Here is a 17,916-nt window from a genome sequence, read left to right on the forward strand (position 1 = left end):
TTCATCACGACGTCGAACGGCGCCGCGCGTTTTCGACACGAGCTGCTTCACGCCGCTCCTGCATGTCGGCGAGCTGCCGCTCGGCGAGCGCGATCAGCTCCCTCGTCGCGGGCGAGACCGGCGCGTCGCGTCGCGCGATGAACGCGAACGTCTCGTTCAGCGGCTCGTCGAAGGAGGCGTACCCGAGTGCGCTCGGAAGCGCACCGCGGCGCAGCGAGATCGAGGCCGAGATGACGGTGTCGCCGAGGCCGCGCGCGGCGAGGTCGAGCGCGTTGGAGACCTCCTCGACCTCGATCGCGGCCTCCAGCCGGACACCGGCGCGCTGGGCGCGCTGGAACAACGCCCGGCGCGTCGGGTCCTCCCAGCCCCAGCGGGCGTCGTAGAGAATCAGCGGGACCTCGGCGAGCTGCTCGATCGCGACCGGTCTCGCGACGCGCGCCGGGTCGGCGCTGACGTAGACCAGCTCATCCTCCATCGCCGGGCGCACGTCGAGCCCGGCGTCGTCGATCGGCAGCACGACCAGGCCCGCCTCGATGCGCCCCTCGCGCACCTCGTCGGCGACCTCGCTGGAGTTGAGCCCGACGACGCGCAGGCGCACGTCCGGGTGGCGGCGCCGGAAGGCGGCGGCGATGTTGCCGATCAGCCACGGCGGCGCGTCGCCGAACGTGCCGAACGTGGCGGTCCCGGCGCGCAGCTCGCGCACGTCGGCGACGGACTCGGCGGCGCGCGCCGCCGCCGCGAGCGTGCGCTCCGCCTCGGGCCGCAGCGTGCGGCCGGCCTCGGTCAGCACGAGTCTGCGGCCCGCGCGCACGAACAGCGCGACGCCCAGCTCCGCCTCCAGCCGCCGAACCTGCTCCGAGAGCGACGGCTGCGCGAGGTAGAGCGCGTCGGCGGCGGCGCTGAACGTGCCGTGCTCGATCGCCGCGAGGAAGTACTGGAGCTGCTGGAGCGTCATAGGCAAAACCTATGGATTGCGATGGACATCAAGGGTAACGCCTCGATGTCCGGGCTCCTACCTTGGTCTGGTGAACGCGTCCCCGCAGATCAGCCGCGAGCGCCAGGGCCTGCTGCTCTGCGCGCTCGCGGCTGTCGGCTTCGGCACGATGGGCGTGCTCGCGAAGCTCGCCTACGCCGCCGGCGCGAACGTCCTGACGCTGCTGTCGGTGCGCTTCGCGGTCGGCGCGCTGCTGCTGTGGGCGATCGCCGCGCACCGCGGCGTCGCGCGCATCCCCAGCCGGCGCGCCGCGCTCGGCGCGCTGCTGCTCGGGCTGCTGCTCTACAGCGCCGAGTCCGGCCTCTACGCGTCCGCGCTCACGCACATCGACGCGTCGCTCGCCGAGCTGCTGATGTTCACCTACCCCGCGATCGTCGTGCTGGCCGCGATCGCGCTGCGACGCGAGCAGCCCTCCCAGCGTCGCGTCGGCGCCGTCGCGATCGCCTCCAGCGGCGTCGTGCTCGTGCTGCTGGGCGGGTCGACCGGCGCGATCGACCCGGTCGGCGTCGGCCTCGCGCTCGGCGCCGCGCTGCTCTACGCCGTCTACGTGCTGAGCGCCGACGCGCTCGGCGGCAGACTGCACCCGCTCACGTTCGCGGCGCTGATCTGCACCGGCGCGGCGATCTCCTTCAGCGTCGTCGGCGGCGCGTCGGGCTCGCTCCAGCTCGGCGGCCTCGCCGGCGAGGCGTGGCTGTGGATCGGCGTGATCGGCGTCGCCTCGACCGCAGTCGGCATGAGCGCCTTCGTCGCCGGCGTCGAGCGGCTCGGTCCGAGCCGCGCCTCGATCATGTCGGCGCTGGACCCGGTCGTCGCCGTGATCGCCGGCGCGGCCGTCTTCTCGGAGCGGCTGGGACCGATCCAGATCGCCGGCGGCCTGCTCGTCGTCAGCGCGATGATCGTGCTGCAGCTGCCGGCGCTCGCCCGCCGTCGCCGCTTGGCGATACCATCGCCCGACTGTGGCGCTTGTGCTCAGCCCGCCCCTCAGCCCTCAGCTGGCTCGCTCGCGCTCGTCACTTCCGAGCGGCGATGAGTGGGCGTACGAGCCGAAGTTCGACGGCTTTCGCGCGATCGCGTTCGTCGAGGGCGACGAGGTGCGGATCCAGTCGCGCGGCGGCAGACCGCTGGAGCGCTACTTCCCCGAGCTGAGATTCCCGCCGGGACGCTACGTCGTCGACGGCGAGATCGTGATCGAGGGCGAGGACGGCCAGCAGGACTTCGACCTGCTGTCGCAGCGGATCCACCCGGCCGCTTCGCGGATCGAGCTGCTGTCGGTGCAGACGCCGGCGCGCTTCATCGCGTTCGACCTGCTCGCCGACGCCGACGCGAGCCTGCTGGAGCGCCCGTTCTCGGAGCGGCGCGCGGCGCTGGAAGCTTTGGACGCCCCCGGCTTGGAGCTGACGCCGCTCGTGCGCACCGCCGAGGAGGCGGAGGCGTGGCTGCGCAGCGCCGAGGGCGTCGTCGCGAAGGAGCTGGCGGCGCCGTACAAGCCCGGCGAGCGCGCCGGGATGGCGAAGATCAAGCGGGTCCGCACGATCGACGCCGTCATCACCGGCTGGCGGCCGGGCAAGGAGCCGTTCACGGTCGGCTCGCTGATCCTCGGGCTCTACGACGCCGACGGCGAGCTGCGCGTCGTCGGCCACACGTCGTCGCTGAGAGCGGCGGAGAGACGCGAGCTGGTCGACAGACTGCGGCCGTACGAGACCGGCGAGCGCGGCTCGGCCGACCCGAGCCGCTGGAAGAACGACAAGGATCTCGAATGGGTCGCACTGCGGCCGGAGCTGGTCGTCGAGATCTCGTTCGACCACGTCAGCGGCCGGCGCATCCGCCACGGCGCGAAGCTGAAGCGCTGGCGCGAGGACAAGCCGGCGGCCGAGTGCCGCATCGAGCAGCTCGCAGATTGACGAAAAGCAGCACACTGCTTTTCGGTAGTATTTGGCGATGCCGCTGAAGAGCTACGGGGTGCTGAAGGGCAGCGCGGTCGACCGGCGGCTCGCCTCCGGCGAGAACGGCCACTTCCAGATCCACGTCGTCGACGACACGACCGACTATCGCGTCGCGGTCAACGTCGAGTCGGCGCTGGAGCCGTCCGAGCTGGAGTACCTCGTCGCCTCCGACTTCACCCACCCGCTGCTCGCCGACCTCGTCGCACTGCCGGCCGGCTGGAATCCGCTGCCGAGCAGAGCGGGCGGCGTCGCGCTCGACTTCATCCGCGGCAACCTGTTCGACCGCAGCAGGATGAGAACGCTCCCGTTCGCCGTGCCCGGGCCCGACAACGACCTCAACGAGAAGCTCGACCACTACGTCCAGCGCGCGCTCGGCGACGAGCACGCGACCGTCTACGCGTTCGGCGAGCGGTGGGGGCCGGAGGCGGGCAGAAAGGACAAGATCTTCGGCTTCCTGCCCGGCAACGGCGTGCACGACATCCACATGAACCAGGCGAACGTCGGCCGCTTCGTCGGCGACGACGGCGTCTGGCAGGACGGCGCGCTGCTGCTGCACTTCCCCGCGCACGACACGACGCCGGAGCAGTGGGTCGGGATCTTCCTCAAGTTCCAGTCGCAGACCTGGCACACCGACGATGCGACCGGCCACCAGCTTCCGGTCGAGGGCGGCGCCGTGCCCGACGGCAGCGTCCGCGTCGTCGCCGCGCTCGCGAACGCCGACGACTCGCCGGAGACGGAGTTCGTCACGCTGCTCAACACGACGGCGCGCGCGATCGACCTCGACGGCTGGCAGCTGGCCGACCGCGACGGCAACACGATGCGGCTCGCCGGGCGGATCGCGCCCGGCGAGAGCCTGCGGCTGCGGCTCGCACCGCCCGTCGTGCTGCCCAACGGCGGCGGCACCGTGACGCTGCTCGACGCCGCCGGCCTGCGCGTCGACGGCGTCGCCTACACAGCCGCGCAGGCGCGCGAGTCGGGCCGCACGATCGTCTTCTAGCGCGCCCGCGTCTTCTAGGCGTGCACGACGTCGACCTCGCCGCGGCGCGCGGCCTCGGCGTGCTCGCGCGAGTCGCGTGAGGAGATCAGCACCGCCGCCAGCACGACGCCGGCGAGCGCGAAGCCGGCGCCGACCAGGAACGCGTCCTGGAAGCCCTCGGTCAGCGCCACGGCCGGATCGCCGACGCCCGCCTCGACAGCGTCGCGCGTGCCGGCGTTGGCGATCGAGGCGAGGATCGCGAGGCCGAGCGCGCCGCCGATCTGCTGCGAGGTGTTGATCAGGCCCGACGCGAGGCCCGCCTGGGCGCCCGTCGTACCGGTCACCGCCGCGATCGTGACCGGGACGAACGCGAGGCCGAGGCCCGCGCCGGCGAGCAGCGACGGCCCGAGCACGTCGGATACGAACGAGCCGCCCGGGGCGCTCACCTGCGTGAACCAGCCGAGGCCGGCGACGACGAGCAGCATGCCGGCGATCAGCGTCAGCTTGAACCCGATCTTCGTGACGAGCGCCGATGCGAGGCCGGCGCAGACGATGATCGCGAGCGACAGCGGCAGGAACGCGAAGCCCGCCTCGACCGACGACTGGCCGAGCACCTGCTGCAGGTAGAGCGTGACGATGAAGAACATCGAGAACAGCGACATGCCGACGAACAGCCCGACGACGTTCGCGCCGCGCAGCGTGCGCAGGCGGAAGATCGAGAACGGGACGAGCGGGCGGCGGCTGCGCAGCTCGATCACGACGAACGCGGCGAGCAGCAGCAGCGCGCCGGCGATCCGCAGCAGCGTCGCGGTCGAGGTCCAGCCGGCGCTCGTCGCGTCGACGAGCGCGTAGACGAGCAGCGCGAGGCCCGCCGTGACGCTGATCGCGCCGGGGATGTCGAACGCGCGCTCGGTCTCGCCCGCGGTCGACTCGACGAGCCGCAGCGGCGCCTGCCAGATCAGCAGTGCGCCGATCGGGACGTTCACGAACAGCACCCACTCCCAGCCGGCCCACTCGGTCAGCACGCCGCCGAGCAGCGTCCCGACCGCGCCGCCGGCACCGGCGACCGCGCCCCACGCGCCGAGCGCGCGGTTGCGCTCGGCACCCTCGCGGAACATCGTCGTGATGATCGACAGCGCCGCCGGCGAGATGATCGCGGCGCCGAGCCCTTGCAGCGCGCGGGCGGCGATCAGCCACTCGGCGCTCGGTGCGAGCCCGCCGAGCAGCGAGGCGACGGAGAACAGCGCCATGCCGGAGACGAACATCCGCCGCCGTCCGAGGAAGTCGGCGAGCCGTCCACCGAGCAGCAGGAAGCCGCCGAACGTGAGCGTGTAGGCGTTGACGATCCACGAGAGGTCGTCATGAGACATCTTCAGGTCGCTGCCGATCGACGGCAGCGCGACGTTGACGATCGATGCGTCCATGACGACGACGAACTCCGTCATCACGAGCAGCAGCAGCGCGATGTTCTTCGCGCGCGGTGTGTCGAGCGAGGTGGTGGCCATGCCAGGAGACGAACGGCGCCCGGCGATGGGGACAGGCCCCGGCGAACCCGCGCTATCTCGCGTCGTCGTCGTGCTCGACGAGGCCGCGCGAGGCAGCCCAGTGGCTCAGCTCGTGGCGTGAGGAGAGCTGCAGCTTGCGCAGGACCGAGCCGACGTGCGTCTCGACGGTGCGCGGGCTGATCCCCAGCCGCGCGGCGATCCGCTTGTAGGCGTAGCCGCGCGCGAGGTGGTGGAGCACCTCGCGCTCGCGCGGCGTCAGCTGGTCGAGCTCGTCGTCGGCCTGCTCCTCCGCCGGTGCGCTGAACGCCTGCAGCACGAAGGCCGCGAGCCGCGGGCTGAAGTACGGCTCACCCTGGCGCACTCTCACGATCGCGTCGAGCAGTGCCGGCGTGTCGATCGTCTTGGTCACGTAGCCGCGCGCGCCGGCGCGGACCATCGGGACGACGTCCTCGGCCGCGTCGGAGACCGACAGCGCCAGGAACGCCGGTGCCCCCGCGATCCCGCGGAACGCCTCCAGCACGGCGAGCCCGCCGCCGTCGGGCAGGTGCACGTCGAGCAGCACGACGTCGGGCGAGACGGCGCCGATCACGGCGATCGCCTCCGCCGGCGACGCCGCCTCGCCGACGACGTCGCACGCCGCCGCCAGCTCCGCGCGGACGCCGGCGCGGAAGAGGTGGTGGTCGTCGACGATCACGACGATCGGACGGCCAGAGCGCTCGCTCATCCCGCTCTCCCGATCGCGTCGCCGAAGCGCAGGGCGACCTCGGTGCCCTCGCCCGCGACCGAGTCGATCGCCGCCTCGCCGCCGACGCCGGCCATCCGGCCGACGATCGCGTCGCGCACGCCGCGCCGCTCCGCCGAGACCGCGTCAAGGTCGAAGCCGTTGCCCTCGTCGCGCACGTAGACCGCCGCGCCGTCGCGCGACAGCTCCGCGAAGACGACGAGCGGCGTCCCGCGCGCGTGCCGCGCCGCGTTGCGCAGCGCCTCGCGCGCGGCGCCGACGAGCGCGTGGCCCTGCGCGTCGAGCGGGCGGTCGCCGAGCACCGTCACGTCGACGTCGACGCGCTCCTCCGTCTCGACCTCCTCGGCGGTCATGTGCAGTGCGCCCGCGAGCGTCGAGGCGCCCAGCTCCGCCTCGCCCGCCATCCAGGCGCGCAGCGCGCGCTCCTGTCCGCGTGCGAGGCGTGTCACCGCGGCCGGGTCCGATGCCTGCCGCTGAACGAGCGCGAGCGTCTGCAGGACCGAGTCGTGCAGGTGCGCGGCGACGCGCAGCCGCTCGTCCTCGCGCGCCTGCGCGAGCCGGTCGCGGTCGCCGCGGGCGACGCTGCCGACGAGCACCGGCACGCCGATCACCGCGAGCGTGACGAGCGCGGCGACGACGAGCACCACCATCCAGGTCCAGTCGGTGTACGCGAGATAGGGGCCGATCACGCCGACGGCGAGCAGCGTCGCCCAGCCGACGAGCAGCCCGCCGACGACGGCTCTCCACGGCAGCCAGCGGACGCGCTCGCCCATCGTCATCCGCTGCCACGGCGTGTCTGCGGCGCGGGCGCCCGCGCGGCGTGCGCGGCGGCGCAGGTCCTCCGCGATCAGCACCAGCCCGCTGCTCGCAGCCGCGAGAGCGACCACCAGCACGGTCACGCCACTGCTGCCGTCGAGCCGCGAGACGGCGAGCAGCAGCAGCGGCGTGATCAGCAGCAGCGGGGCGACGAGCAGCGCGACGCGGCCGCGCGAGCCGCGCATCAGCTGCACCGCCGCGGGCACGAGCACGACGGCCACGAGCGTGAGCCCGCCGGCCGCGAGCGCGAGGGCGACGATCCGGGTCGACAGCGCGCCGCCGCGCGCCGCCAGCGCCAGCACGAGCGCCGCCAGCAGCGTCGCGCCGGCGAACGCCGTCGCACGCCAGCTCGGGTCGCTCCAGCGGCCGCGCGGAGCGCTGGGGGCCGTCGCGGGGTGGATCGCGGCCCCGCTCATCGCAGCTCCTCGGCCGGCGCGCAGGCGCCGCGCTGGAGCCGATCGAGCGTGCGGCCGAAGCGCTCCGACTCCCGGTGCCACGCCCGCCAGCGGCGCTGCACGCGCGGGTCGGGGTTGTCCTCGGTCCAGTTCGAGTTGCGGGCGTCCGGCGGCAGCGGCAACCCGATCGAGTCGGGCCACGAGGCGTTGTTGAGCGGGTCGACGCCGCCGGGGTAGTCGCGGATCACGAGCTGGTCGGCGAGCGAGCTGAAGTCGATCTGCAGCGTCGGCGCGTCGGGGTCGCTGCTGTCGCGCAGCCAGCGGCCGCTCGACGGGCCCTGCCACTCGCCGTACGCCGTCAGCGTGTTCGTACCGCCCAAGGAACGGGCGGTCAGCGTCTCCAACGCGCGCAGCGCGACGCCGCCGATGCGGTAGCGGACGTCGAGGTTGAAGCAGCGGTCGCGCGGCAGCGCGACGATCGTGTCGCCGACGCCGGCGCGGATCTTCAGCGGCACGGTCGCCCGCGGGGGCGCCTGGAAGCCGCGCAGGTCGACGAGCAGGTCGCCGAAGCCGGCCTCGTAGCCGCCGGACGGCAGCTCTGCCGGCGTCCGCGGGGTGACGATCTCCTGCCCGGTCGTCGGCTTCAGGTACGTGCCGCTGGCCGCGACGACGACGGCAGGCGCGGTCGCGGCGGCGAGCGGCAGCAGGATCCACGCCGGCCGCACCGTCGGCCAGGCGGCGAGCGCACCGAGCAGGAGGACGCCGACCGCGACCGCGACCGCCCAGCCGAAGCCGAACAGCGTCACCGCGCCGGCGGCGACGGCGATCGTCACGAGTCCGGCGCAGGCGGCCGCGAGCAGCGCGAGCGAGGCGAAGCCGCGCAGCAGCGTCGGGCCGTCGTCGCGCTCGCCCTCCGCCGGCAGCACGAGCCAGCAGGCGACGTAGGCGAGCACGCCGAGGCCGGCGAACAGCGCCGCGACCGCGAACAGCGCGCGCACCTGGCCGACCGGGGTGCCCCAGCGATCCGCCAGGCCGCGGCAGACGCCGGCCAGCCAGCGGCCTCTCTGGGCGCGCAGGAGCGGCTGCGGCAACGGGTCGCCGTGGCCTGGATCTGCCGACGTCACGTCAGTCATTGTGGCGATCCGCGTCGTGCGCGCCCATCCGGGATCCCACCGGACCGTCTACGGGATCTCCCGGAGTCATCGCATCCGCCGCAGGCCGTGGCGCAGCAGCGTCATCGTCGCGCGGTCGCGGTCGGCCTCGCTGCGCGTGCCGAGCACGGCCGAGATCACCGCTCGGCCGCCGCGCGTGGCGGAGCCGACGAGCACGTAGCCGGCCGCCTTCGTGTGGCCGGTCTTGACGCCGTCGACCGCCAGCGGACCGCCGAGCAGGTCGTTGGTGTTCTCCAGCGTGCGCGCGACCGCGCCCGAGGAGAGCGTCACGCTCGGTGAAGCGACGATCTCGCGGAAGGCGTCGTGACGGCGCAGCTCGCGCGTGAGCGTGACGAGGTCGGCGGCACTGGAGCTGGTGCCGTCGTCGAGGCCGATCGGGTTGCCGTAGCGCGTGTCGCTCATGCCCAGCTCCTGCGCGCGCTCGTTCATCAGCTCGACGAACGCTTCCTGCGAGCCCGCGACGCCCTCCGCCAGCGCAATCGCGGCGTCGTTGCCGCTGACCACCAGCAGGCCGCGCAGCAGGTCGCCGACGAGCAGCTGCTCATCGGTGCCGAGCCCGACGCGCGACTCGGTCGGATCGCCCGCGTACGCCGGCGCGGTGAACGAGTCCTCGAGCGACGTCCGCTCGAGCGCGACAAGCGCGGTCATCAGCTTGGCGGTGCTGCCGATCAGCAGCCTGCGATGCGGCCGGTCGGCGTAGAGGACCCGGCCGGTGCGCGCGTCGGCGACGATCGCGGCGCTGTGCGGCGGCAGCTTCAGCTGCGCGTTCTGCGGCGCCGTGCCGACGGCGCCGTAGCCGGTCGGGGCCGACTGCACGGCTTTGATCGCGACGACGGCAACGAGCACGGCCGCCGTCGCCGCCAGCAGGCGGAACCTCTTCATCGTCGACTCCAGTGGTTGGGCTATTGCTTCGTCGCCGGCGGTGCCGGCTCGCGGCAGAGCGCAAGCCCGCAGCCGCAGGCGCGACAGCGCGCGACGTTGCGGATCTGCTCGTAGCGCCAGCGGGTGCCGCACGCGACGCAGCGGTACAGCGCGGCCGTCTTCATGCGGAGCAGTCTGCGGTCCGCGGCGTCTCGCGACAAGACGGGATCATCCGGAACGGCCTACGGGATCTCCCGGAGTCGAGCGCCGTGCCGGCGCGGCGTTCCACGGGCTCGCGCGACGCCCGATGACGCCGTCGCGCCAATCTTCGTGTTAAAGGTGCATCAACCCTGCTGATTGCACGTAGAGAGTCTGACCATTTTCAAGATGTTTCTGGCGCCTGTCGATACCACCTCTTACTAGGTTTTCAAGGCACTCGGGAGGTGTCGGAATGAAGGTCCCCTCGTCGCGCCGCGTGCGTGCGCTGCTTGCAATCGGACCGCTCGTCGGGCTGTCGTGGCTCGGCGCGTACGCCGCGTTCACGGACTCGGTCGACGTGACGACCAGCTTCTCCACCGGCTCGGTGACGATCAGAGCCAACGACCAGACCGGCACCGTCGCGTTCACGTCGTTGTCGATGACGAACATGATCCCCGGCACGGTCAGATTCGCGCCGCTGAGAATCAGCAACGCCGGGACGCTCAACTTCAACTACACGATGTCGACCGCCGTCACCGGCAGCGCGCCGCTCGCGAGCGCGCTCGTGATCGGCATCAGGGGCGTCCCCAGCTCGACCTGCGACGCGACCACGTACACCGCGTCCAGCGACACCGCATACGCCTCCGCCGCAGGCCTCGGAAGCGCCGCGATCGCCGCCCGTCCGCTCGCCGCCTCCGCCAGCGAGTTCCTCTGCTTCCGCGTCGAGCTGCCGTCGGGCGCCTCCAACACCCTGCAGGGCCTGACGACGAGTGCGACGTTCACGTTCAACGCGACCACGTGAGCCGCGTCGCAGAACGCTGCTGCGCGCGGCCAGCTGGGTGCTGGCCGCGTTCGGCGCCGCCTGCCTGACGCTGACCGTGCTCGCGATCGCGCTCGGCGCGCGGCCGGTCGTCGTGCGGACCGGGTCGATGGCGCCGTCGATGCCGATCGGGACGGTGGCGATCGTCAAGACCCAGCCGGCGACCGCCGTCAGACCCGGCCAGGTCGTCGCCGTCGTGCGCACCGACGGCCGGCGGATCATGCACCGCGTCCAGCAGGTCAGACCGGTCGGCGACGGCGCCGTCACGCTCGTCCTGCGCGGCGACCGCAACAGACGCGCCGACCCGGGGCTGACCGTCAGCCGCGTCGAACGCCCGGTCGTCGTCGTGCCGTGGCTCGGCAAGCCGATCGGCTGGCTCGACAACCCCTGGCTGCAGTACTGGCTGGGCGTCCTCACAGGCACCGTCGCGCTCGCCTGGCTCGTCGACCGGCGGCGCCGCCGCGGCGCGGGCGCCGTCGAGGCGCCCGCCGGGGGAGGCGTCCTGAGCGCGCTCGGCGAGCGTCGCCGAGCGCTGCTCGGGCTCGCCGCCGCCGCGGCGCTGTGGGCCGGCTTCGCCGCCGTGCCGGCGCTCGCCGCGTTCCTCACCTCCGTGCAGGCGAACTCGTCCTTCTCGGCTTACACCGTGCCGACCCCGACCGGCGTCAGATGCTCCGGGCTCGGCATCCTGAGCGGGAACATCGTGTGGAACGCCGTCACGCCGCCGCCCGGCAACACGATCGACTACGTCATAACCCAGCCCGACGCGAGAACCGTGTCGACGACGGGCCTGAGCTACGCGCTGCCCGCGATCGGGCTCGGTGGCCAGTACAGAGTGCAGTCGCGGATCTCGTCCGGCTGGCTGTCGGCGCCCGCGGTCGTCACCGTCACGCTCGGAATACTGTCGATATACATCTGCAGCTGAGCCCAGCGTCGTGTGAGACGTAGGATGCGGGCCGATGTCCGCCAGCTCCGGTGCACCGCTCCTCGTCGCCCCCGCGCCATTCGTCGGAACGCTGCGCGCGCCGCAGGTCGCCGCCGCGCTCGGCCGCGGCCTGGAGGCGGGCGGCTGGCAGGTCGACCTCTGCCCGCTCGCCGACGGCGGCCGCGGCACGATCGAGGTGATGTTGCCCGCGCTCGGCGGCGACGCCGCCGCCGTGCGCGTCGGCGAGCGCGACGTCGGGATCGCGCTGATCGAGGACGGCGGCACCGCGATCGTCGAGCTGGCCGCGGTGCTCGGCGACGACGGGTCGGGTGAGGCGGGTTCCAGCGCGGCAGCCGGCGAGCTGCTGCTCGCTGCCGCCGAGACTGGCGCGGAGGTGCTGCTCGTCGGCGCCGGCGACGTCGCGCCGCGCGACGGCGGCGAGGGCGCGGTCGAAGCGATCGCGTCCGGCGGCGGGCTGCGGCCGCGCCTGGTCGTGCTGTGCGACGTGCGGACGCCCGCGCACGGCGTCAACTGGGGCGCGTCGGGCGGCGGCGTCGCCGGGGCGCTCGCAGAGGCCTGCGACGCGCGGCTGGAGAGCGGCGCGTCGTTCGTGCTCGACCAGCTCGACGGCGACGCACGCATGCGCGCCGCGCACGCGGTGATCGTCGGCGAAGGGCGGCTCGACCTGCAGACGCTCGCCGGCAAGGCGCCGGGCGAGCTGGCGACCCGCGCACGCCAGAGCGGCGTCCCCTGCTTCGCCGTCGTCGGCTCGCGCACGCTCGACGCGTTCGGCGGCCGCATCCTCGACCTCCAGGCGGTGCTGGAGGCGGGCGACCTCGACGCGATCGAGGCGGCCGGCCGCGAGCTGGCGCGGCTCGCCTGAGCTGCGGCGCGCGGGTCCGCCGGGCGGCGCCGCCGCTGCGGCCGAGCCGTCCGCCGGACGGGTAGGCTCGCGAGCGAGATGCGTCTGTTCCGCCGCAAGCCGAGCCGCGAGCGGGAGGTCGCCGCCGCGCTGTCGGCGCGCGGCGTCGGCGGCGTCGCGACCGTCGTCGCGCTGCGCCCGACCGGCGCGACGCGCGAGGGCGCCGCGCGCGAGATCGAGCTGACGCTCGACGTGCAGCTGCCCCGCGGCGAGCGGCTGCGCGTCGTCCACCGGCAGTTCATGAACCGCTACGCGCGGCACGGCCTCGCGCCCGGCGAGCCCGCACGGATCCTCTACGACCCCGACGACCCGCGGGTGCTGCTCGTGAGAGGCCACCCGCGGGTCCGTACCGAGGTCATCGCCGGCGAGATCGTGATCGTCGACGGGACCGGGCGCGACGAGCCGGGGGCGGTGGAATGAGCGCGCGCGCTACGCTCGCCGCCTCGTGCCACCCCTTCCGCGCCCCCAGATCCCCGTTCCGCCCGCTCTGCGCCGGGCGGTGGTCGTCGGCGCCGGCTCGTTCGGGACCGCCGTCGCGGTGCTGCTCGCGCGCGGCGGAATGCGCACGACGCTGCAGACGCGCACCGCCGAGCAAGCCGAGGCGCTGAGCGAGGCGCGCGAGAACCGCACGTACCTGCCCGGCGTCGAGCTGCCGAAGGAGCTGCGGATCGAGCCAGTCACGGCCGGGCTCGGACGCGCCGAGTTCGTCTTCCTCGCCGTCCCCTCGCGCGGGCTGGAGCAGGTGATCGCTGGGCTCGAGTCGGCCGGCCTCTCACGCCGCGCCTCGATCGTGTCGCTCTCGAAGGGGCTCGTGCCGCCGGCCGGGACAGCGCCGACCGTGCTGCTGCGCCGGCACTTCTCGGCCGAGCGGATCGCCTGCGTCGGCGGCCCGGCGCACGCGCAGGAGATGGTGCGCGAGGGCGCCGGGCTCGTCGCCGCCGCAACCGACGAGGAGCTGGCGAGACTGATCGCGAGCGTCTTCATACGCGCCGGCGTCGTCTGCGAGCAGTCCAACGACCCGGTCGGCGTCGAGCTGGCCGGGGCGGCGAAGAACGCCGCCGCGCTCGCGGCGGGCGCGACCGGTGCGCAGGGCCTCAACGCGGCCGGCGCCGCCGCCGGCCACATCTTCGGCGAGGTCTGGCGCTACGCCGAGCGCCAGGGCGCGCGGCCGGAGTCGATGATCGGCCTCGCCGGCACCGGCGACCTGGTCGCGACCGCGCTCGCGCCGCAGAGCCGCAACCGCCGCGCCGGCGAGCTGCTCGCCGAGGGCGTGCCGGCGGCCGAGATCCCGGCGCGGATCGGACAGGCCGTCGAGGCGATGGAGTCGGTCCCGCTGCTGGCGCGCGCGCTTGCCGGTGCCGGCATCGAGGCGCCGGTCACCGACGCGCTCGCGAGACTGATCGCGGGCGAGCTGCCGCTCGACGAGTGGGTCGCGCTCGTGCGTGCGACCGTCCCGCCGCCGGCCCGCTGGCGCGTCGGCGGGGACCGCGTCGCCGTCCAGAGAGGCGCGATCGGCCGCGCGGCGACGCGGATGCGTGGCTGGCTGGCGCGCCGCAGCGGCCACGACCGGCGCGAGGCGCCGGAGTAGGGCGCCTCAGCCGCGGCGCTCGGCGAGCGTCGTGACGACCGCCTCGTAGACGCCGGCGCCGTGGCGCTCGGTGGCGACGCGCACATTCGCGAGGTCGCCGATCGCCTCGCGCAGCGTCGGGTCCTTCTCCAGCGCGTTGGCGACGAGCCAGAAGCTGCCGACGGCGGCGGCGGCGCCCATGTCCTCGCGCGAGTCGCCGACCGCGATGCACTCCTCCGGGGCGTAGCCGCGGATCTGCATGTGCCGCGCGACGGCGCCGGCCTTCGAGGCGGCAGCCGGCACGAGGTGGTAGGCGCGCACCTGCGGCAGCTCAGCGAGCGCGGCCGAACGCGAGTGGACGGTGCCGTTGTCGACCAGCCGCAGCCCCTCGATCCCGTTCTCGGCCAGCAGCGCGTCGACCTCGAACGCGTCGACGAGGCCGCGGAAGAGGTGCGAGACCTCGCGGTCGACGTGCCACGGCTCGTGGTACTCGAGCGCGTTCGGGAACGTCTCCAACAGCAGCGCGGGGGCGCCCGAGGCGGTGATCTGGTCGTGGATCGTCGCGTCCTCGCGCGGCAGCAGGCCGCCCGTCAGCCACTCCAGCTCGCCGTCGACGACGAGCCCCGCGCCGGCCTCGAAGATGTACGCCGTCTGGCCGATCAGGCGCGCGTCCTCCTTCACCTGCGCCTCGCGGCGGCCGGTGTAGATGACGACCTCGACGTCGGCGCGGTGACACGCCTCCAGCGCGCGCACGCCCGCAGTCGAGAAGCCGCCGTCGGCGCCGCGCAGGAGCGACGCGCCCGGCCCGAGGAGAGTGCCGTCGAGATCGACGTAGAGGCAGCGCATGCGCCGCAGTCTGACGGCTCGCGCCGGCGGCGGTCGGGTGCTCAGGCAGCGACCGCGCCGAGCACGTCGCGGACGGCCGCGGCGAAGCGGTCGACCTCGTCTGCGGTCGTGTCCCACGCGCACATCCAGCGGACCTCGCCGGTGCCGGGCGCCAGCTCGCGGCCGGGCGTGTCCCAGTCGTAGAAGTGCCACTCCTGCTGGAGGCGGCGCGTGGCGGCGAGCGGCAGCGCGGCGAAGACGGCGTTCGCCTGCACCAGCTGCGTGATCTCCAGGCCGGGCGTGTCGCGAACGGCGGCGGCGAGCCGCGCGGCCATCGCGTTGGCGTGCGAGGCGAGCCGCTCCCACAGGCCGTCCTCCAGCAGCGCGACGAACTGCGCGGCGAGGAAGCGGCCCTTCGAGGCGAGCTGGAGCGACTGCTTGCGCAGGTACGGCAGGCCATCGACAAGCCCGCCGTCGGGGCGCAGCACGACGACCGCCTCCGCCCCCAGCGCGCCGGCCTTCGTCGCGCCGAACGACAGCAGGTCGACGCCGGCGTCGGTCGTGATCGCGCGCAGCGGGACGCCGAGCGCGGCCGCAGCCGCGGGCAGGCGCGCGCCGTCGACGTGGAGGCGCAGGCCGAGGTCGTGGGCGGTGCGCGCGAGCGCGGCGACCTCGTTCGGGGAGTAGACGGTCCCCAGCTCGGTCGACTGCGCGATCGAGACGACCTGCGGCTGCGCCTGGTGCTCGTCGCCGAGGCGGTCGCAGAGCCGCTCGACGTCGGCCGGACGGAGCTTGCCGTCGGCGGTCGGCGCGGTCAGCAGCTTGACGCCGCCGACGCGCTCGGGGGCGCCGCCCTCGTCGACGTGCAGATGCGCGGTCTGCGCGCAGATCGCCGCGCCCCACGGAGAGCAGGCGGCGCGCAGCGCGAGCACGTTGGCGCCGGTCCCGTTGAAGACGAGGAACGCCTGCGCCTCGGAGCCGAGCTGCTCGCGCAGCAGCTCCTGCGCCCGCGCGGTCCAGCGGTCGGCGCCGTACGCGGGCGCGTGGCCTTCGTTGGCTGCGACGACCGCCGCCATCACCTGCGGGTGCGCGCCGGCGTAGTTGTCGCTCGCGAACGTGCTCACGCCGCCACCGCGGGCGCGTCGGCGGCGAGCTTGCCCTGCAGCGAGACGTAGAAGAGCGACAGCGGGAACTCGTCGTCGAGCACCTCGTCGACGTACGGTCTCGGGTTCGGCGTCTCGGCGAAGTCGCGCGCGCCCGCAACCCAGCGCGAGCCGGCGGCCGGGGGAACGTGCGCGGCAACGAGGTCGTGCGCCGCCGCCCAGTGCTGCAGCTTCGTCCGCTGGATGCCGGCGCGGTAGAGCGTCTCGACCTGCTCGCGCAGCTCCAGCACGCCGTCGGCGACGTGCTCCCAGTCGATCGTCAGGCGGTTGTCGGTCCAGTGGAGTCGGCGCGTTCCGTGCAGGAAGCCGAACAGCAGTTGCCCGCCGAGCCCGTCGTAGTTGCGTATGCGCGGGCCGGTGATCGGGAAGCGGAAGAGGCGGTCGAAGAGGATCGCGTACTGCACGTGGCGGGCGAACGCGAAGCCCTCGCGCTCCAGCGTCACCGCCTCGCTGAACGCGGTCAGGTCGCAGCGCAGCTCCTCCAGCGCGTACATCCAGTACGGCATCCGCTGGCGGATCATGAACGGGTCGAACGGCAGGTCGCCGTGGCTGTGCGTGCGGTCGTGGACGAGGTCCCACAGCTCGTAGGCGTCGCGCGAGAGCCGCTCGCTCGCGAGCAGCGCCGCCGCGTCGGGCGGCAGGTTGAGCCGCAGGACCGACGCCGCCGCGCTCGAGGTGCGGCGGAAGCGCTCCGCCTCGCGGTCGCAGAAGATCCCGCCGAAGTGGTTGACGGGCTTGCCGGCGACGGAGACGGTCTCGGGGAACAGCACGGCGCAGTCGGAGTCATACCCGGCGGTGTAGTCGACGAGTGTGACCGGCACGAACTTCGCGTTGTCGTAGCGGTCGCGCTCCAGCTCGGCGAGCCACTCGGGCCACGGCACGGCGACGATCAGCGCCTCGAAGACCTTGTCGCGCGAGCCGTTCTGCTTGTACATCGGGAAGACGACGAGGTGCTGGATCCCGTCCTCGCGCTGGAGGTCGGGACGGAACTGCTCCAGTGCGGCGGTGAAGTCGGGCTGCTCGAAGCCACCGTCGGCCCACGCCCGCAGGTCCGCGACGACCGCTTCCAGGTAGGCGGCCTGATGCGCGAAGCGCGGCGCCAGCCGCTCGATCGCGGCGACGATCGCCTCGACGCGGGTGCGCAGCCCGGTGGGGTCGTGCTCGCCCAGGTCGACGCTGCCGTCGGACCGCTGCTGCAGGCGTAGCGCGTCGACCTCGCGCTTGAGCGCGGTCCAGTGCGGGTCGTCCTTCGCCTCCGCCGCGGCGCGCGGCGCCGCCAGCGGCTCGCCGTAGGCGCCGCCGGCGGCCCAGTGGACGAGGTTGAGCCACAGGTCGGCGTGGTCCAGCTCGTCGATGCAGTCGTCGCCGAAGAGGTCGGAGTCGCCCAGCACGACGACGCGGCCAGCGCCCTGCTCGGTGACCGCGAGCAGCGGGGCGCGCGGCGTCGAGGCGGTCGCCGACGTGCTCGCCAGCGCGCGTGCGCCGTTGGCCAGGTGCAGCGTCGTGGCGCGGTAGAAGCAGGCTGCGTCGACGCGCGCCAGCAGGTCGACGCCGCCGACCGGATGCCGCAGGTCGGCGAGGATCCAGTGCGGGCTGGCGCGATGGTGCTCGTAGTCGGAGACGGTGCGGTTCTCGATCTCGATCCCGAAGCGGGCGAGCAGCTCGTTGACGTTGTTGCCGTACTTCTCCTGCTCCTGCTCGCCGAGCACGATCAGGCCGCCGCCGGCGCGCACGAACGCCTCGACCGCGTGCAGCTCGGCGTCGGTGAAGCGGGGCGAGCCACCGGGCACGACCTGCTCCCATGCGTCGTCGGAGGGGTGGGCGATCACGAGCACGTCGGCGTCCGCGAGCGTCGCGGCGTCGAGCGGCCCGTCGGCCGCGTCGTGCGCTGCGACGCCGAGGTCGTGGCCGCGCAGCAGCGCGGCGGCCTTCGCGTAGGAGGAGTCCTCGGGGTGCGAGGGCTGGATCGCGCGGGCCAGCTCGGGGCGAACGGTCCACGCCTCCGAGTGCGCTTCGTCGAACAGGACATGGGCGGTGGCTTCGCGCTGAGGCATGACATCCACGGTAGGACGAGTTCGCCCCCCAGTCGAGTGCG

The 17,916-nt window shown here is 73.9% G+C and carries 18 protein-coding genes; 8 read left to right on the top strand and 10 right to left on the bottom strand.

The features are described from left to right. Positions 1-4: 4 nt before the first annotated feature. The gene (locus CWOE_RS27885; RefSeq protein WP_012937008.1) at positions 5-955 is read right to left on the bottom strand and encodes a LysR family transcriptional regulator; all 951 of its coding nucleotides are present in this window, start codon (positions 953-955) and stop codon (positions 5-7) included. Between the two features lie 70 nt (positions 956-1,025). Between CWOE_RS27885 and CWOE_RS27890 the strand changes: the two genes are divergently transcribed. Genes CWOE_RS27890 through CWOE_RS27900 form a run of 3 tightly spaced genes read left to right on the top strand, consistent with a single transcriptional unit; the run spans position 1,026 to position 3,934 of the window. After that, a complete protein-coding gene (locus tag CWOE_RS27890; RefSeq protein WP_012937009.1) occupies positions 1,026-2,024 on the top strand; it encodes a DMT family transporter in 999 nt (332 codons plus the stop codon). Next, a complete protein-coding gene (locus CWOE_RS27895) occupies positions 1,951-2,895 on the top strand; it encodes an ATP-dependent DNA ligase (protein WP_012937010.1) in 945 nt (314 codons plus the stop codon). The genes CWOE_RS27890 and CWOE_RS27895 overlap by 74 nt, the downstream gene beginning before the upstream one ends. A gap of 37 nt (positions 2,896-2,932) precedes the next feature. Continuing rightward, positions 2,933-3,934 carry a DUF2278 family protein gene (locus CWOE_RS27900; protein WP_012937011.1) on the top strand — a complete coding sequence of 334 codons (1,002 nt, stop codon included), beginning with the start codon at positions 2,933-2,935 and terminating at the stop codon, positions 3,932-3,934. A 14-nt stretch (positions 3,935-3,948) separates the two neighbouring features. On the opposite strand, the gene CWOE_RS27905 is transcribed toward CWOE_RS27900, so the two are convergent. The 6 genes from CWOE_RS27905 to CWOE_RS33720 form a co-directional block, all read right to left on the bottom strand. Next, positions 3,949-5,418: an MFS transporter gene (locus tag CWOE_RS27905; RefSeq protein WP_012937012.1), complete on the bottom strand. Its 1,470-nt coding sequence runs from the start codon at positions 5,416-5,418 to the stop codon at positions 3,949-3,951. 52 nt (positions 5,419-5,470) lie between these two features. Next, positions 5,471-6,142 carry a response regulator gene (locus CWOE_RS27910; RefSeq protein WP_012937013.1) on the bottom strand — a complete coding sequence of 224 codons (672 nt, stop codon included), beginning with the start codon at positions 6,140-6,142 and terminating at the stop codon, positions 5,471-5,473. Continuing rightward, entirely contained in the window at positions 6,139-7,392 is a 1,254-nt protein-coding gene (locus CWOE_RS27915) for a sensor histidine kinase (RefSeq protein WP_012937014.1), read from the bottom strand. The genes CWOE_RS27910 and CWOE_RS27915 overlap by 4 nt, the downstream gene beginning before the upstream one ends. Then, on the bottom strand, positions 7,389-8,504 hold the full coding sequence (locus tag CWOE_RS27920; RefSeq protein ID WP_012937015.1) for a PspC domain-containing protein: 1,116 nt from the start codon (positions 8,502-8,504) through the stop codon (positions 7,389-7,391). The genes CWOE_RS27915 and CWOE_RS27920 overlap by 4 nt, the downstream gene beginning before the upstream one ends. Before the next feature lie 66 nt (positions 8,505-8,570). Then, on the bottom strand, positions 8,571-9,425 hold the full coding sequence (locus CWOE_RS27925; protein ID WP_012937016.1) for a D-alanyl-D-alanine carboxypeptidase family protein: 855 nt from the start codon (positions 9,423-9,425) through the stop codon (positions 8,571-8,573). 20 nt (positions 9,426-9,445) lie between these two features. After that, positions 9,446-9,589, bottom strand: a complete 144-nt coding sequence (locus CWOE_RS33720; RefSeq protein WP_012937017.1) for a hypothetical protein — start codon at positions 9,587-9,589, stop codon at positions 9,446-9,448. 266 nt (positions 9,590-9,855) lie between these two features. On the opposite strand from CWOE_RS33720, the gene CWOE_RS27935 reads away from it, so the two are divergent. The 5 genes from CWOE_RS27935 (at position 9,856) to CWOE_RS27955 (ending at position 13,854) form a co-directional block, all read left to right on the top strand. Next, the gene (locus tag CWOE_RS27935) at positions 9,856-10,404 is read left to right on the top strand and encodes a hypothetical protein (RefSeq protein WP_012937018.1); all 549 of its coding nucleotides are present in this window, start codon (positions 9,856-9,858) and stop codon (positions 10,402-10,404) included. A 37-nt stretch (positions 10,405-10,441) separates the two neighbouring features. Continuing rightward, positions 10,442-11,344 (top strand): S24/S26 family peptidase, encoded by a 903-nt coding sequence (locus tag CWOE_RS27940; protein ID WP_012937019.1) that lies wholly within the window; start codon positions 10,442-10,444, stop codon positions 11,342-11,344. Positions 11,345-11,378: 34 nt separating this feature from the next. Further along, positions 11,379-12,227 (top strand): glycerate kinase, encoded by an 849-nt coding sequence (locus CWOE_RS27945; RefSeq protein ID WP_012937020.1) that lies wholly within the window; start codon positions 11,379-11,381, stop codon positions 12,225-12,227. Between the two features lie 78 nt (positions 12,228-12,305). After that, entirely contained in the window at positions 12,306-12,686 is a 381-nt protein-coding gene (locus CWOE_RS27950; RefSeq protein WP_012937021.1) for a hypothetical protein, read from the top strand. A gap of 25 nt (positions 12,687-12,711) precedes the next feature. Then, complete coding sequence (locus tag CWOE_RS27955; RefSeq protein ID WP_236262191.1) at positions 12,712-13,854, top strand: NAD(P)H-dependent glycerol-3-phosphate dehydrogenase; 1,143 nt, start codon at positions 12,712-12,714, stop codon at positions 13,852-13,854. A gap of 6 nt (positions 13,855-13,860) precedes the next feature. On the opposite strand, the gene CWOE_RS27960 is transcribed toward CWOE_RS27955, so the two are convergent. From CWOE_RS27960 to CWOE_RS27970, 3 genes are read right to left on the bottom strand one after another with little or no spacing between them, the layout of a single operon-like run. Continuing rightward, positions 13,861-14,679, bottom strand: coding sequence for an HAD family hydrolase (locus CWOE_RS27960; RefSeq protein WP_012937023.1), 819 nt, complete (start codon positions 14,677-14,679; stop codon positions 13,861-13,863). Between the two features lie 41 nt (positions 14,680-14,720). Further along, entirely contained in the window at positions 14,721-15,782 is a 1,062-nt protein-coding gene (locus CWOE_RS27965; RefSeq protein ID WP_012937024.1) for a threonine aldolase family protein, read from the bottom strand. Then, the gene (locus tag CWOE_RS27970; RefSeq protein ID WP_012937025.1) at positions 15,779-17,875 is read right to left on the bottom strand and encodes a DUF6421 family protein; all 2,097 of its coding nucleotides are present in this window, start codon (positions 17,873-17,875) and stop codon (positions 15,779-15,781) included. The genes CWOE_RS27965 and CWOE_RS27970 overlap by 4 nt, the downstream gene beginning before the upstream one ends. Positions 17,876-17,916 lie beyond the last annotated feature (41 nt).

The sequence above is a fragment of the Conexibacter woesei DSM 14684 genome (assembly GCF_000025265.1).
Lineage (GTDB): Bacteria > Actinomycetota > Thermoleophilia > Solirubrobacterales > Solirubrobacteraceae > Conexibacter > Conexibacter woesei.